The following is a 13,962-nucleotide window of genomic DNA, read 5'->3' as shown; positions in this document are numbered from 1 at the left end:
CATGGAATAATCGGACCGGGCGCCCGTCCGGCGCGGACGGGGATTGACGATGCGCAAGTGGATCCTGCGGGGGGTGTCGGCCCTGGTCGTGGTGTTGCTTCTGGCCGCGGTCACGCTGTGGCTCGCCCTGCGCGCCAGCCTGCCGGCGCTCGACGGCGAAGGTGCACTGGCCGGCCTCGGCGCGCCGGTGACCATCGAGCGCGACGCACATGGCGTGGTGACGATCACCGCCGGCAGCGAGACGGACGCGATGCGTGCACTGGGCTACGTGCACGCGCAGGACCGCTATTTCGAGATGGACCTCATGCGCCGGGTGCCGGCCGGCGAGCTGTCGGCGCTGTTCGGCGAACGTGCCCTGGATGCCGATCGCCGCAACCGCGTGCACCGGATGCGCGCGCGCGTCGATGCATCGCTCGATACCGTCGCCGGCGCACACCTGACGCAACTCCGGGCCTACGCCGAGGGTGCCAATGCCGGGCTCGCCGCACTGCGCGTCCGACCCTGGCCGTACCTGCTGCTGCGCCAGGCGCCGCAGCCATGGACGCCGGCCGATTCGGCGTTGACCGGCTTCGCGATGTATTTCGATCTGCAGGACAGCGCCAATGCGCGCGAGCTGGCCATGCACCGGTTGCAACCGGCGCTGCCGCCGGCCGTACTGGCACTGCTGGCCCATGGCGGCAGTCGCTGGGATGCGCCCTTGTTCGGCGAGGCCTTGGGGGATGCGATTCTCCCCGCTGCCGATGCCGTGGACCTGCGTACGCTCGACGCGCTGCCGGTCGACGGCCCGACCACCGCCGCGGCGTCCGGCGCCGCCGAGGCCGCACCCGGCGTCCGCCGGGCGCATGCGCACGCATCGCCGGCGCTCGCGGCGCCGTCGACGGCGGCCGCGGACCCCGGCGGAGCATCCTCAGGCGCCGACACGGCGCGCGGCAGCAACCAGTTCGCGGTCTCCGGCGCGCTGACTGCCGACGGACGCGCACTGGTGGCCGACGACATGCATCTGGGTCTGCGCGCGCCCAACCTGTGGTACCGGGCGCGCCTCCGGTATCCGGACCCGCGGGCGCCCGGTGGCCGGGTCGACGTCACCGGCTTCACCCTGCCCGGCCTGCCCGCGGTCATCGTGGGCAGCAATACGCATGTCGCATGGGGCTTCACCAACAGCTATGGCGACTATCTCGACTGGCAGCGCATCGTGCCCTGCGCCGAGGCCACGCCTTCCGGGGGTGCCGCGTGCACGCCGGTGCGCGCCTACGAAGAGCGGATCGACGTCGCCGGCGGTGCCTCGCAGGTGCTGGTGGTGGAGGAAAGCGACTGGGGACCCCTCCTTCATCGCGACGGGGACGGCAGCGCGCTCGCATTGCGCTGGACCGCGCACCTGCCCGGCGCGTTGAACTTCGGACTGGCCGAGTTCGCCCATGCCGGCGACCTGCCGGATGCGTTGGCCATCGCCGACCGCACCGCCACACCCACCCAGAACCTGGTCCTCGCCGACCGCGCGGGCGCCATCGCCTGGCGCCTGCTCGGCCCCCTGCCGGTGCGCGACGCCGGCTGCGACGGCAGCGCGGTCTCGGTTCCGCCGTCCGCGCAGGCGTCCGCGGTGAACGTCTGCGCGCCATGGCGCATCGCGACCGATGCCTCGCCGCTGTTGCGTTCGCCCGATACCGACCGCCTGTGGACCGCGAACAGTCGCGTGGTCGAGGGCGCGGACTTCGCGCGGATCGGCGACGGCGGCGCGGCGCTCGGCATCCGTGCCTGGCAGATCCGCGAAGGACTCGCCGCGCGCACGCGTTTCGCCGAGACGGATCTGCTGGCGATCCAGCTCGACGACCGGGCCATCCTGCTGGCGCGTTGGCGCGACCGGTTGCTCACGGCCGCCGGCGCTTCGGAGCGCGGCAGTGCGCTACGTGCGCTCGCCGATGCCACGGGCGACTGGACCGGGCATGCCAGCGTCGACTCGGCGGGCTATCGCATCGTGCGCGCCTGGCGGCAGGCGGTGCACGCCCGTGTCGCCGACGGGCTGCTCGCTCCGGCCCGTGCGCGGCTGGGCGCGGCGCTGACGCCCCCGGAGCCGCCGAATTTCGAAGGCGTGGTGTGGCCGCTGCTCGAACAGCGCCCCGCGCACCTCGCGCCGCGTCGCTTCGCCTGCACGGCCGAGACCCAGAGCGGCCCGTGCGCGCAGACAGCCGATGCCTGGCAGGCGCTGCTCGAGGACGCGGCACGCGAGGTGCGCGACAGTCTCGGCGCCGATGGGCCGCTGGCTGCGCGGAGCTGGGGTGAGCGCAATACCGCAGCGATCTGCCATCCGCTCGCCGCGGCGGTTCCATTGCTCGGCCGACGCCTGCTGTGCATGCCTCGCGAGCCCCTGCCCGGCGATGCCACCGTGCCACGCGTGCAGGGCCCGGCGTTCGGTGCCTCGCAACGCATGGTGGTCGCCCCGGGCCGTGAAGCGGACGGCATCGCACACATGCCGGGCGGCCAGAGCGGACATCCGTTCTCGCCGTTCTGGGGCGCCGGCCATGCGGACTGGGTTCAGGGCCGCGCATCGCCGTTCCTGCCGCAGGCCACGGTCCACACGCGGGTGCTGGCGCCGCGCTGAGCCTACGGCGCGTCTTCGCGGTCCTCGTCCAAGGCCGCGGGCGCGCGCACCCGGAACACCACGCTGATCCGCGGACCCACCGGGCGCGTGGTCTTGGGGATGCCGTGCAGATGGGTCAGCTGCGAGGCATGGCTCATCACCAGGACGCTGCCCGGCGCGAGATCGACGGCGATCGACTTCGCACCGTCCTGCTGCGCACGCAACAACATGCGCCGCGGCGCGCCGAGCGACACCAGGGCCAACGGCTGCCCGGAGGCCAGCGTGCGCAGGGTGTCGCGATGCATCGCCACACTGTCCTGCCCATCGCGATACAGGTTCAGTCCGGCACCGGTGTACGGCGCGGGCGCGAGCCGCTGCACCAGCGCGAGCATCGCTGCCAGGGGCAGGTCGGCCGGCAAAGCGTCGACGCGGTAGGCGGCCAGCAGACGCGGCACGGCGACGATGCGGTCGTACATCGGGCGCGCCTGCGTCTGCCAGCGTGCACCGCGGCGAAGGGCGTCGAACCATGTCTCCGCGGTCTGCGCATCGACCGCGCGCGGCCAGTAGCGCACGCCGCTCTCGGCGTCGTCGACGAGGCGGAGAAGCCCGCTGTCGTGAAGAAAGAGATCCATGTCGCGCGGCGTCGCAGTGGAGCCGTCGTTCTATCGCATCCGGGTCGCGTGTGACGCGACGGCGTGCCTGCGTCCGTGGGCAGCCCGACGGAGACGGCGCGCGCCCGCGTCCAGCCCCGTCGACCACCGATGCCCGCTATAGTGCGCCGCACACGACAGGGCAGGCGGGGCGATGCGCCGGATGGACGTTGAGCGGTATCTGGAACGCCTGCGACTGACGCCGCCCGCCAAGGCGGACGCCGCGGCCCTGCTCGATCTGCACCAGGCCCATCTGCTGCACGTGCCGTTCGAGAACCTGTCGATCCACTGGCGGGAACCGATGACCTTGGCCACCGACCACCTGTTCCGGAAGATCGTCGAGGCCCGCCGCGGCGGGTTCTGCTACGAATGCAACGGCCTGTTCGCCGCGCTGCTGCACGCACTGGGATTCGGCACGACCCTGCTGTCGGCCCGGGTGGCGCGCGATGCGGGCGGGTTTTCGCCGGAGTTCGACCATCTCGTCCTGCTCGTCGAACTCGAGCGACCGTGGCTGGTGGATGTCGGCTTCGGGCAGTCCTTCCGTACGCCGATGCCGCTGGTGACGGGCCATGTCCACGCGGATCCCGGCGGCGAGTACCGCCTTCTGGAGGCCGGCGGCATCTGGACCCTCGAAGGCAGGACCGCGGAGGGCACCTGGACACCGCGGTTCGCGTTCGAGCGCCTGCCCAGGCGCATCGAAGACTTCCAGAACATGTTCGAGTTCCACCGGGATGCGCCCACCTCGCATTTCCACAAGGCACCCCTCGCCACGATCGCCACGGGGTCGGGACGCACCACGCTCAGCGGGCGACGCCTGATCCGTACCGCGCACGACGGCAGCCGGCAGGCGCACGAGCTCCCGGACGAGGAGATCCCTGCCGCGCTGGCCCGCGAGTTCGGGATCGTGCGGACCGTGCCCGCAGCACCGGGCACCCCCTAGAGCGCGGGCTCCCGGCAGCCCGCACATCGCTGTACGCGACGCGCGATCGGCGCGTCGCGCGTTCGCTCAGTCGCGCAGCTCGACCACATCGAACTCCGCCACCGGATCCACCTCGGCGTCGTAATCCACATCGCTGCGTTCGAAGCCGAACAGCTTGAGGAACTCGTGCTTGTAGCCGGCGTAGTCGGTCAGCGCGAAGAGGTTCTCGCTGGTGACCTGCGGCCACAGGGCCTTGCACTCCGCCTGCACGTCGTCGCGCAGTTCCCAGTCGTCGAGGCGCAGGCGGTGCTCGTCGTCGACCTCGGGCGCGGCGCCATCGGCGCGGTACATGCGGTCGCGGAACAGACGATCGAGCTGGTCGAGCGTGCCTTCGTGCAGGCCCTTGTCCTTCATCACCTTGAAGGCGATCGCGATGTACAGCGGCAGCACCGGAATCGCCGCGCTGGCCTGGGTGACCACCGACTTGAGCACGGCCACGTTCGCGCTGCCGCCGGTCTCCTTGAGCTGCGCATCGATGCGCCGCGCGGTCGCATCGAGATCGGCCTTGGCCTTGCCCAGCGCGCCGTGCCAGTAAATCGGCCAGGTGATCTCGGTGCCGATGTAGCTGAAGGCGACCGTCTTCGCGCCGTCGGCCAGCACGCCGGCCTCGCGCAGCGCGTCGATCCACAGCTGCCAGTCCTGTCCGCCCATCACGGTGACGGTGTCGGCGATCTCCTGCTCGGTCGCGGGCTCGATCGACGCCTCGATGATCTGGTCCTTGTTGGTGTCGATCGCGGTCGAGGTGTAGGCCTCGCCGATCGGCTTGAGCGCCGAGCGCTTCACTTCGCCGGTGTCGGGCAGCTTGCGCACCGGCGAGGCCAGCGAATAGACCACCAGATCGACCTGGCCGCCCATCTCGTTCCTGATCAGTTCGATCGCCTGCGCACGCGCGGCGTCGGAGAACGCATCGCCGTTGATCGAGCGGCTGTAGAGGCCAGCGTCTTTCGCGTAGCGATCGAACGCGGCCGAGTTGTACCAGCCGGCCGTACCGGGCTTCTTCTCGGTGCCTGGTTTTTCGAAGAACACGCCGAGCGTGTCGGCGCCGAAACCGAAGGCGGCGCTGATGCGGGCCGCGAGGCCATAGCCACTGGACGCGCCGATCACCAGCACCTTCTTCGGACCATTGGTGCGCACACCGCGCGCCCGCGTCGCCGCGATCTGGTCGCGCACGTTGTGGTCGCAGCCGGTCGGATGCGTGGTGGTGCAGATGAAGCCGCGGACCTTGGGATGGATGATCACTGCTATCGCCCGTGTGTCGTGGAAACGTGGCGGCAGTTTACGGGCTGCCGTCGCGCCGGTCCCGTACGGGGGCCGATGGTGCGGCTGGCCACGTCCCGCTGCACGGCCCGATCCGGATGCGCACCGTGTTCCGGAACGCACGCCGCGAGACGACCGGCGCGCCGACGGAAGCGCGTGCAGAGCCGTCCGCGATGACTGACAGCACGCGGCCTCGCCGCTGAACTGTGGGCCGGATTTCCGCCGCTGGCTGCACGCATGCCGTCTCGCTGGACCGATTCACCGCTGCGCTACGGACTGGTCAGCCGCGTGCTGCACTGGGGCATGGCCGCCCTGTTCGCCTGGCAGTTCAACGGGATGACGGTGAAATTGACCCTGGGCAAGCATCCGGTGACTGCGTTTCTCGTCGGCACGCACAAACCGGTCGGCACGCTGCTGATGCTGGCGATCCTGCTGCGCGGCGCCTGGGGCCTGTCGCAATGGCGGCGTCGGCCGCCGCATCCGCGCACGGCGATCGGCCGTCTGGCGGGACTGGGCCATGCACTGCTCTACACGCTGATGGCCTACATCCCCACCGTGGCCCTGCTGCGCGAATACGGCAGCGGTCGCGGCTTCGCGCCCTGGGGCGTGCCGTTGTTTCCCCGGACCGGCGAACAGATCGCGTGGATGATGGCGCCGGCCAACCTGTCCCACGGCGCGCTCGCGTGGACGCTGCTCGCAGTGATCGCCGGGCACGTTGCGATGGTCGTGCTGCATCACGTGTTCTGGCGCGATGCGACGCTCGCGCGGATGGCCGGAAAGCTCTGACGCGTCTGTCTTTTCTGTAGGAGCGCCAATGTCCTGGCGGATCGCCTGGCGATGGCGCCGGCGAATCTGTCGCACGGTGCGCTGAGCGGATGCGCCTCGCGCGGGTGGCCTGCACCAGCAGAGTCCACGTGGGAGCGCGCTGGCGCGATGGGCTTCACCTGGGAGCCTCTTCGCGCGCGAGCGCGCTCCTGCGTGCGGCGCGAGACCGGGACCACGTCATGCGCGTGCGTGGGCCCATCGATCAGCGTGCGCACCGGGCATCACGGCGCACGTCCCGCCGCGCACCAACGCGTGCGGCCGCCGCCTCGTCGCTAGGCAGCAGCGTGGTGCACACCGGCCACCGCGCGACCCGAAGGATCGGCAGCATTGGCGAACGCCGCGTCCCAGGCGATCGCCGCCGGCGACGAACACGCGATCGACTTGCCACCCGGCACCGTCGCCGCCGCAGCCGGCGACGGGAATTCGCGCTCGAAGACGCTGCGGTAGTAGTACGCCTCCTTGGTCTGCGGCGGGTTGTGCGGGAACCGGCTCGCCGCCGCCGTGAGTTCGCGATCGCTGACCTGGCCGTCCGCATGCGCCTTGAGCCCGTCGATCCAGCCGTAGCCGACGCCGTCGCTGAACTGCTCCTTCTGCCGCCACAGGATCTCGTCGGGCAGATGCCCGTCGAACGCGGCGCGCAGCACGCCCTTCTCCATGCGCTGGAAGCCCTCGCTGCCGCGGTGGATCATCTTGTGCGCGGCATCGAAGCGCATCGCGACATCGAGGAATGCGCGATCGAGGAACGGCACGCGTGGTTCTACGCCCCAGGCCATCATCGACTTGTTCGCGCGCAGGCAATCAAAGGTGTGCAGCGCGTCGAGCTTGCGCACCAGCTCCTCGTGGAACTGCCGCGCGTCGGGCGCCTTGTGGAAGTACAGATAGCCGCCGAAGATCTCGTCACTGCCCTCGCCCGACAGCACCATCTTCACGCCCATCGCCTTGATCCGGCGCGCGAGCAGGAACATCGGCGTCGACGCGCGGATCGTGGTCACGTCGAAGGTCTCGACGTGGCGGATCACATCGGGAATCGCATCGAGGCCTTCCTCGAACGTGTATTCGAAGCCGTGATGCACGGTGCCCAGCGACTCGGCGGCGATCGCCGCGGCCGCGAGATCGGGTGAACCTTCGAGGCCGATCGCGAACGAATGCAGGCGCGGCCACCAGGCTTCGCTGCGGTCGCCGTCTTCGATGCGGTGACGCGCGTAGCGCGCGGCGACGGCGGCGACCAGCGAGGAGTCCAAACCGCCCGACAGCAGCACGCCATAGGGCACGTCGGTCATCAGCTGGCGATGCACGGCGGCCTCGAAGGCCTCACGCACGTCGTCGAGCGACACGTCGACGCCCTCGACCGCATCGAAGTCGCGCCACGGCCGCTTGTAGTACTGCGTCAGCACGCCGGTCGCGCTGTCGTACCAGTGACCGGGCGGGAACTGCGCGACATCGGCGCAGGTATCGACCAGCGCCTTCATTTCCGACGCGACGCGCAGGCGGCCTTCGCGGTCGTGGCCCCAGTACAGTGGCACCACGCCGATCGGATCGCGGGCGATGAGTGCACGGCCGCGAGCGCGGTCCCACAGCGCGAACGCGAAGATGCCGTTGAGGCGTTCCAGGAACGCGGACGGGCCGCTGCCGTCGGCCTCGTGCTCGCGGTACAGCGCGCTGACCACTTCGCAGTCCGACGCGGTCTGGAACGCGTACGGCACGCGCAGCTCGGTCTTCAGCGCCTGATGGTTGTAGATCTCGCCGTTGACCGCGAGCACCAGCGCGCCGTCCTCGGACAGCAGCGGCTGCGAGCCACCCGCCGGGTCGACGATGGCCAGACGCTCGTGCACGAGAATCGCGCGGTCGTCGACGTGCACACCGCTCCAGTCGGGGCCACGATGGCGCTGGCGCTGCGAACACTCGAGGGCCTGCCGGCGCAGGGAGGACGCGTCGTCGCCCGGTTGCAGGCCGAAGATGCCGAAGATCGAACACATGGTGGAGCTCCTGGGATGTCGTGGATCGCGATGTCGGTGGAGCCGGATGCGGACACAAAAAAAACCCGCATCGCGGCCGATGCGGGTCTGTGTCTGAAGCCTGGCGTGTCCTGCGATCCTGCTACGCCTGCTCCCACACCCGCGTCGGCCGCGCACGATTATTCGTGCGCGGGACGTTGCGGTTGCGATTGCCGGTGACAGCGGGACGGGCCATGGGAACGAAGCTAGCGGCTGGGTCGGGGATGCGCAACCGTTGCAGACGCAACGGGCGCCTAAGAATGACCAGGTGACCGGGCGCGGATCCGGCCATCGGCTCAGTGCGTGCCGGCCGGCATCCCGTCGGGCGGCGTGGCGGCTTGGGCACGTTCGGCGGCCAGGCGCTCGGGGTCGACCAGGCGTGGATTGTCGAGCACCTCCGCCAGGCGCTCCCGGTCGAGCTGGCCGGTCCAGCGTGCGACGACCAGCGTGCCGATGCCGTTGCCGGTGAGGTTGGTCAACGCGCGGCCTTCGGACATGAAACGGTCGATACCGATGATCAGCGCGATGCCCGCCAGCGGAATCACGCTTTCGAACGCCGCCAGCGAGGCCGCCAGCGTCACCAGACCCGCGCCGGACACACCGGCGGCGCCGTTCGACGAGATCAGCATGAACACCAGCAACGCGATCTGCGTGCCGAGCGGCACCTCGATGCCGAAGGCCTGGGCAATGAAGATCGCGCCATCGACATGTAGATCGCGGTGCCGTCGAGATTGAATGAATAGCCGGTGGGAATGGTCAGGCCGACAACCGACTTGGGCACGCCCGCGCCTTCGAGCTTGGCGAGCATGCGCGGCAGCACCGTTTCCGACGACGAGGTGCCGAGCACGATCAGCAGTTCGTCGCGGATCATGCGGATGTACTTGAAGATGCTGAAGCCCGACCACCAGCAGATCGGTCCGAGCACGAGGAACAGGAACAGCAGACAGGTCAGCCAGAAACTCAGCATGAAGTAGCCGAGCGAGCCGAGGATCGCGCCGCCGTACTCGCCGATGGTGAAGGCCATGCCGCCCATCGCGCCCAGCGGCGCGAACCACATCACGATCTTGATCACGCCGAACATCACCTGGGCGATGGTGTCGAGCGCCGCAACCGCGGGCCGGCCGCGCTCGCCCAGCATCGTGATCGCGCAGGCGACGAGGATCGCCATCACCAGCACCTGGATCAGCTGGCCTTCGACGAAGGCGCCGAAGAACGAACTCGGCACCAGGTGCAGCAGGAAGCCGGTCAGCCCCTCGCCCGCGGCCGCGCCGGCGCTGGCCAGGGTGCCCTGCGCCGCCGAGGCATCGAAGGTAGTGATATCCAGGCCTAGACGACGCCCGGGGCCGAACAGGTTGATCACCACCAGACCGATGCCGAGCGCGAACACCGTGGTCACGTTGAAATACACGACGGTCTTGAACGCGAGGCCGCCGGCCTTGGCCAGGTTGCCGAGCCCGGCGATGCCGACGGCGACGGTCGCGAAGATCGTCGGCGCGATCACCACCTTGACCAGCTTGATGAACAGGTCGGCCAGCCATTTCATCTGCGCGCCCACCTCGGGTAGCGTCAGGCCGATGACGATGCCGGCGGTGATGCCGATCAGCACCCAGACATACAGGTGCTGCCAGAGCGGCTTTCGGGCCGGGGGCCCGGGCGTGGGTGACGTGATCGGAGGCTGGGGTGCGGTTTCGGTCTGCATGCGGCAAGCCTGCCAGAGGACGGGCCCGGGAAAACTCACCCGATGGGACTAGATCGACCGCCCAGGCCGTGAACGATCATCGGTCATCACCGATATCCGCGGCGCTGGCAGATGGTGGGACACCGGGCAGCAGATACAGGCACGCTCTCGGCACCCGTGCTCGCATGATCGAGACGGCACACACATGCGCCGGGCACTGTGAGCGGGCCGCCCAGTTGCAACTGGGCACCCGCACGAGCGTCACCGCCTCCCACCTGGATTCAGCAATGCCCCCCTCGCCCATGCACGCGCGGCGACGCCGCGCGGCATCTCGGGACGGCTCAGCCGCCGGTATAGGCCACACGCCAGACCGTATCGCCGGCATCGTCGGTCAACAGCAGCGAGCCATCCCGCAAGCCGTAGATGTGGGTCGGGCGACCATAGACGTCGGGACCGGCGTCGTTGGTGATGAAGCCCGACAGGAAGGTCTGCGCCTCGCCGGTCGGCGTGCCGTTTTCGAACGGCACGTAGAGCACCTTGTAGCCGGCGAACGAACGCCGGTTCCAGGAGCCGTGCAACGCGACGAAGGCGCCGCCGCGATAGAGCGCCGGGAACTGCTCGCCCTGGTAGAAGTTCAGGCTCATCGCCGAGGTGTGGCTGCCGACGGCGAAATCCGGAACCAGCGTCTTCTCGGCCAGATCCGGCCGCGGCGGCTGGATGCGGGTGTCCACGTTCTGGCCGTAATAGGCATAGGGCCAGCCGTAGAACCCGCCGTCCTGCACGCGCGTGATGTAGTCCGGCACCAGATCGTCGCCGATCTCGTCGCGCTCGTTGACCGCGGTCCACATCGCGCCGGTCGTGGGTTCCCAGTCGACGCCGTTGGGATTGCGCAGGCCCGAGGCGAAGATGCGCTCGCCCGAGCCGTCGGGATTGATCTCCAGGATCGCGGCCCGCCGCGCCTCCTCGTCCATGCCGTATTCGCCGACGTTGCTGGCCGAACCCACCGTCACGTAGAGCTTGCTGCCGTCGGCATTGGCGACGACGTTGCGCGTCCAGTGGTTGTTGTAACCGCCGGCGGGCAGATCCAGGATCTTCTCGCCCTCGCCTTCGAGGCGGGTCTGGCCGGCGGTGTAGGGATACCGCCAGAGGCCGTCGGTCACCGCGATGTACAGCCACTCGCCCTGCTGCAGCATGCCGAAGGGCTGATTGAGGTCGGTCGCGAAGACCTCGCGCACGTCGGGGGTGCCGTCGCCGTCGGTGTCGCGCAGCAGCGTGATCCGGTTCGCGCTGGGTCCGTAGGCCCGCGAGCGGTCGAGCACCTCGGTCTGGTCCTCCTGCGGCGCGGTACGCGCTTCGGAGACGAGCACGTCACCGTTTTCCAGCTGGTGCAGCCAGCGCGGATAGTCCAGGCCGTCGGCGTACTTGGTCACCGTGAAACCTTCGGGCGCGACCGGCACGCGGTCCCCGGTCCAGCCGACGACCCGGGGCTGCAGTTCGACGTCCGAGGTATCGGTGGGCGCGGGCAGGCGCTCGGCGATGCGTGCGCCGCTGCCGATGGTGTACGTGGCGTTCGCTCGATCGGTGCGGATGGTCGCGGCCTCCGACTCCTGGGCCGAGGCGGTGCCGCACAGGGCGACGGAGACGGCGGCGGCGAGCAGTACGGGGCGCGGCGACATGGCGGCAGCTCCTGACGGTCAGTGGCCGGCCATACCTGACGGTCGCCGTGCCCAGAGACCGTGAACCACCGGATCCCGGAAACGCGGAAAGCGGGCCGAAGCCCGCTTTCCGGTGACACGTGAGGCTGTCGTCGGCGATTACTCGGCCGGCGTGCCCTCGCCTTCCTCGACGGCCTTCATCGACAGGCGGATGCGGCCCTGCTTGTCGACTTCCAGCACCTTGACCTTGACCACATCGCCTTCCTTGAGCACGTCGCCGACCTTCTCGACGCGCTCGTTGGAGATCTGCGACACGTGGACCAGACCGTCCTTGCCGGGGGAGATCGTGACGAACGCACCGAAATCCATCAGCTTGACGACCTTGCCCTCGTAGATGCGGCCGGGCTCGACGTCGGACGTGATCTGCTCGATGCGCGACTTCGCAGCCTGGCCGGCGGCGCCGTTGACCGAGGCGATCGTGATCGTGCCGTCGTCCTGGATGTCGATCTGGGTGCCGGTTTCCTTGGTGATCGCCTGGATGACCGAACCGCCCTTGCCGATCACTTCGCGGATCTTGTCGGGGTGGATCTTGATCGTGATCAGGCGCGGCGCGAACTCGCTGAGCTCCGAACGCGGGGTGGTCAGCGCGCTGCTCATCTCGTTGAGGATGTGCAGGCGGCCTTCCTTCGCCTGGGCCAGCGCGACCTTCATGATCTCCTCGGTGATGCCCTGGATCTTGATGTCCATCTGCAGCGCCGAGATGCCGTTCGTGGTGCCGGCGACCTTGAAGTCCATGTCGCCGAGGTGATCCTCGTCGCCCAGGATGTCGGAGAGCACGACGAAGTCGTCGCCTTCCTTGACCAGACCCATGGCGATGCCGGCGACCGGCGCCTTGATCGGCACGCCCGCGTCCATCAGCGCCAGCGAGGAACCGCAGACCGACGCCATCGACGAGGAGCCGTTCGACTCGGTGATCTCCGACACGACGCGGATGGTGTACGGGAACTCTTCCATCGTCGGCATCACGGCGAGCACGCCGCGCTTGGCGAGGCGACCGTGGCCGATCTCGCGACGCTTCGGGCCCATCATGCGGCCGGCTTCACCCACCGAGTAGGGGGGGAAGTTGTAGTGGAACAGGAAGTGTTCCTTGTACTCGCCGGCGACCGCGTCGATGACCTGACCGTCGCGCGCGGTGCCCAGCGTCACGGCGACGATCGCCTGGGTCTCGCCACGGGTGAACAGCGCGGAACCGTGCACGCGGGGCAGGATGCTGACCTTGGAGCTGATCGCACGCACGTCGGCCGGGCCGCGGCCGTCGATGCGGACCTTGGTCTTGAGCACCGACTCGCGCATCGTCTGGTACTCCTGCTCGCCGAATTCCTTCGACAGCTCGCCCGACGACCAGGCATTGGCTTCGGCCTGCGGCGCCAGCGCCTCGACGATGGCCTTCTTGAGCTTGGAGATCGTGTCCTTGCGCTCGAGTTTGTCGCGCACCTGGAAGGCGCTGCCGAGCTGCTCGCCGACGGCGTTGCGGATGGCGGCGACCAGACCCTCGTTCGCGGCCGGAGCGGACCATTCCCACTTCGGCTTGCCGGCTTCGGCGACCAGGGCGTTGATCGTCTCGATCGCGACCTGCATCTGCTTGTGGCCGAACATCACCGCGCCCAGCATCACGTCTTCCGACAGCTCACGGGCTTCCGACTCGACCATCAGCACGGCGTTCGCGGTACCGGCGACGACGAGCTCGAGGTCCGAATCCTTCAGCTCGGTCACGGTTGGGTTCAGCAGGTACTGGCCGTCCTTGTAGCCGACCTTGGCGGCGCCGATCGGGCCGTCGAACGGCGCGCCCGAGAGCGACAGCGCGGCGGAGGCACCGATCAGGGCGAGGATGTCGCCGTCGATTTCCGGGTTCATCGACATCACGGTGGCGATGATCTGGACTTCGTTGCGGAAGCCATCGGGGAACAGCGGGCGGATCGGACGGTCGATCAGGCGCGAGATCAGGGTTTCCTTCTCGGTGGCGCGGCCTTCGCGCTTGAAGAAGCCGCCCGGGATCCGGCCGCCGGCGTAGAACTTCTCCTGGTAGTCGACGGTGAGCGGGAAGAAATCCTGCCCGTCACGCGCGGTCTTGTTGGCGACCGCGGTCACCAGCACCTGGGTGCCCTCGCACGAGACCATGACCGCACCGCCGGCCTGGCGCGCGATCTCGCCGGTCTCGAGCGTTACGGTGTGGTTGCCGAACTGGAAGCTCTTTGTCACTTTCGCCACGTTGGAATTCCTTGATGTCTCTTGCGATGAACCGTCCGGGACCCATGCCCCGGCCGGGCGGACGCTGCCACGCCCTAAAAA

The 13,962-nt window shown here is 69.2% G+C and carries 8 protein-coding genes and 1 pseudogene; 3 read left to right on the top strand and 6 right to left on the bottom strand.

Features of this window, described 5'->3' with window-relative positions:
- The first annotated feature begins 49 nt into the window (after positions 1-49).
- Positions 50-2,596 carry a penicillin acylase family protein gene (locus H0E82_RS14095; RefSeq protein WP_180546069.1) on the top strand — a complete coding sequence of 849 codons (2,547 nt, stop codon included), beginning with the start codon at positions 50-52 and terminating at the stop codon, positions 2,594-2,596.
- Positions 2,597-2,598: 2 nt separating this feature from the next.
- Here H0E82_RS14095 and H0E82_RS14090 read toward each other — a convergent pair whose 3' ends face one another.
- Entirely contained in the window at positions 2,599-3,207 is a 609-nt protein-coding gene (locus H0E82_RS14090; protein ID WP_180546068.1) for an alpha-ketoglutarate-dependent dioxygenase AlkB, read from the bottom strand.
- A 181-nt stretch (positions 3,208-3,388) separates the two neighbouring features.
- On the opposite strand from H0E82_RS14090, the gene H0E82_RS14085 reads away from it, so the two are divergent.
- Positions 3,389-4,165, top strand: a complete 777-nt coding sequence (locus H0E82_RS14085) for an arylamine N-acetyltransferase family protein (protein WP_180546067.1) — start codon at positions 3,389-3,391, stop codon at positions 4,163-4,165.
- Positions 4,166-4,231: 66 nt separating this feature from the next.
- On the opposite strand, the gene fabV is transcribed toward H0E82_RS14085, so the two are convergent.
- Positions 4,232-5,443 (bottom strand): enoyl-ACP reductase FabV, encoded by a 1,212-nt coding sequence (fabV, locus tag H0E82_RS14080; RefSeq protein ID WP_180546066.1) that lies wholly within the window; start codon positions 5,441-5,443, stop codon positions 4,232-4,234.
- 255 nt (positions 5,444-5,698) lie between these two features.
- Here fabV and H0E82_RS14075 point away from each other — a divergent pair, with 255 nt between their 5' ends.
- On the top strand, positions 5,699-6,247 hold the full coding sequence (locus tag H0E82_RS14075; RefSeq protein WP_180546065.1) for a cytochrome b: 549 nt from the start codon (positions 5,699-5,701) through the stop codon (positions 6,245-6,247).
- A 311-nt stretch (positions 6,248-6,558) separates the two neighbouring features.
- Here the strand turns inward: H0E82_RS14075 and asnB are convergent, their stop codons facing one another.
- From asnB to pnp, 4 genes and pseudogenes are all read right to left on the bottom strand, one after another.
- Positions 6,559-8,262 carry an asparagine synthase B gene (gene asnB, locus H0E82_RS14070; RefSeq protein WP_180546064.1) on the bottom strand — a complete coding sequence of 568 codons (1,704 nt, stop codon included), beginning with the start codon at positions 8,260-8,262 and terminating at the stop codon, positions 6,559-6,561.
- Positions 8,263-8,576: 314 nt separating this feature from the next.
- Positions 8,577-9,979 (bottom strand): annotated as a pseudogene (gene dctA / locus H0E82_RS14065) (C4-dicarboxylate transporter DctA).
- Positions 9,980-10,299: 320 nt separating this feature from the next.
- Positions 10,300-11,634: a PQQ-dependent sugar dehydrogenase gene (locus H0E82_RS14060; RefSeq protein WP_180546063.1), complete on the bottom strand. Its 1,335-nt coding sequence runs from the start codon at positions 11,632-11,634 to the stop codon at positions 10,300-10,302.
- Between the two features lie 138 nt (positions 11,635-11,772).
- Positions 11,773-13,881: a polyribonucleotide nucleotidyltransferase gene (pnp, locus tag H0E82_RS14055; protein WP_180546062.1), complete on the bottom strand. Its 2,109-nt coding sequence runs from the start codon at positions 13,879-13,881 to the stop codon at positions 11,773-11,775.
- Positions 13,882-13,962: the final 81 nt, after the last annotated feature.

Source organism: Luteimonas deserti (assembly GCF_013425765.1).
Taxonomy (GTDB): Bacteria; Pseudomonadota; Gammaproteobacteria; order Xanthomonadales; family Xanthomonadaceae; genus Luteimonas; species Luteimonas deserti.
Note: the sequence above shows the minus strand (reverse complement) of the source record. Positions and strands in the feature narration are given on the sequence as shown.

Excerpts from the sequence above, each read along its gene's own strand:
- H0E82_RS14095 (WP_180546069.1), top strand. The coding sequence starts at position 50 with ATGCGCAAGTGGATCCTGCGGGGGGTGTCGGCCCTGGTCGTGGTGTTG.
- H0E82_RS14090 (WP_180546068.1), bottom strand. The coding sequence starts at position 3,207 with ATGGATCTCTTTCTTCACGACAGCGGGCTTCTCCGCCTCGTCGACGAC.
- H0E82_RS14085 (WP_180546067.1), top strand. The coding sequence starts at position 3,389 with ATGGACGTTGAGCGGTATCTGGAACGCCTGCGACTGACGCCGCCCGCC.
- H0E82_RS14075 (WP_180546065.1), top strand. The coding sequence starts at position 5,699 with ATGCCGTCTCGCTGGACCGATTCACCGCTGCGCTACGGACTGGTCAGC.
- asnB (WP_180546064.1), bottom strand. The coding sequence starts at position 8,262 with ATGTGTTCGATCTTCGGCATCTTCGGCCTGCAACCGGGCGACGACGCG.
- H0E82_RS14060 (WP_180546063.1), bottom strand. The coding sequence starts at position 11,634 with ATGTCGCCGCGCCCCGTACTGCTCGCCGCCGCCGTCTCCGTCGCCCTG.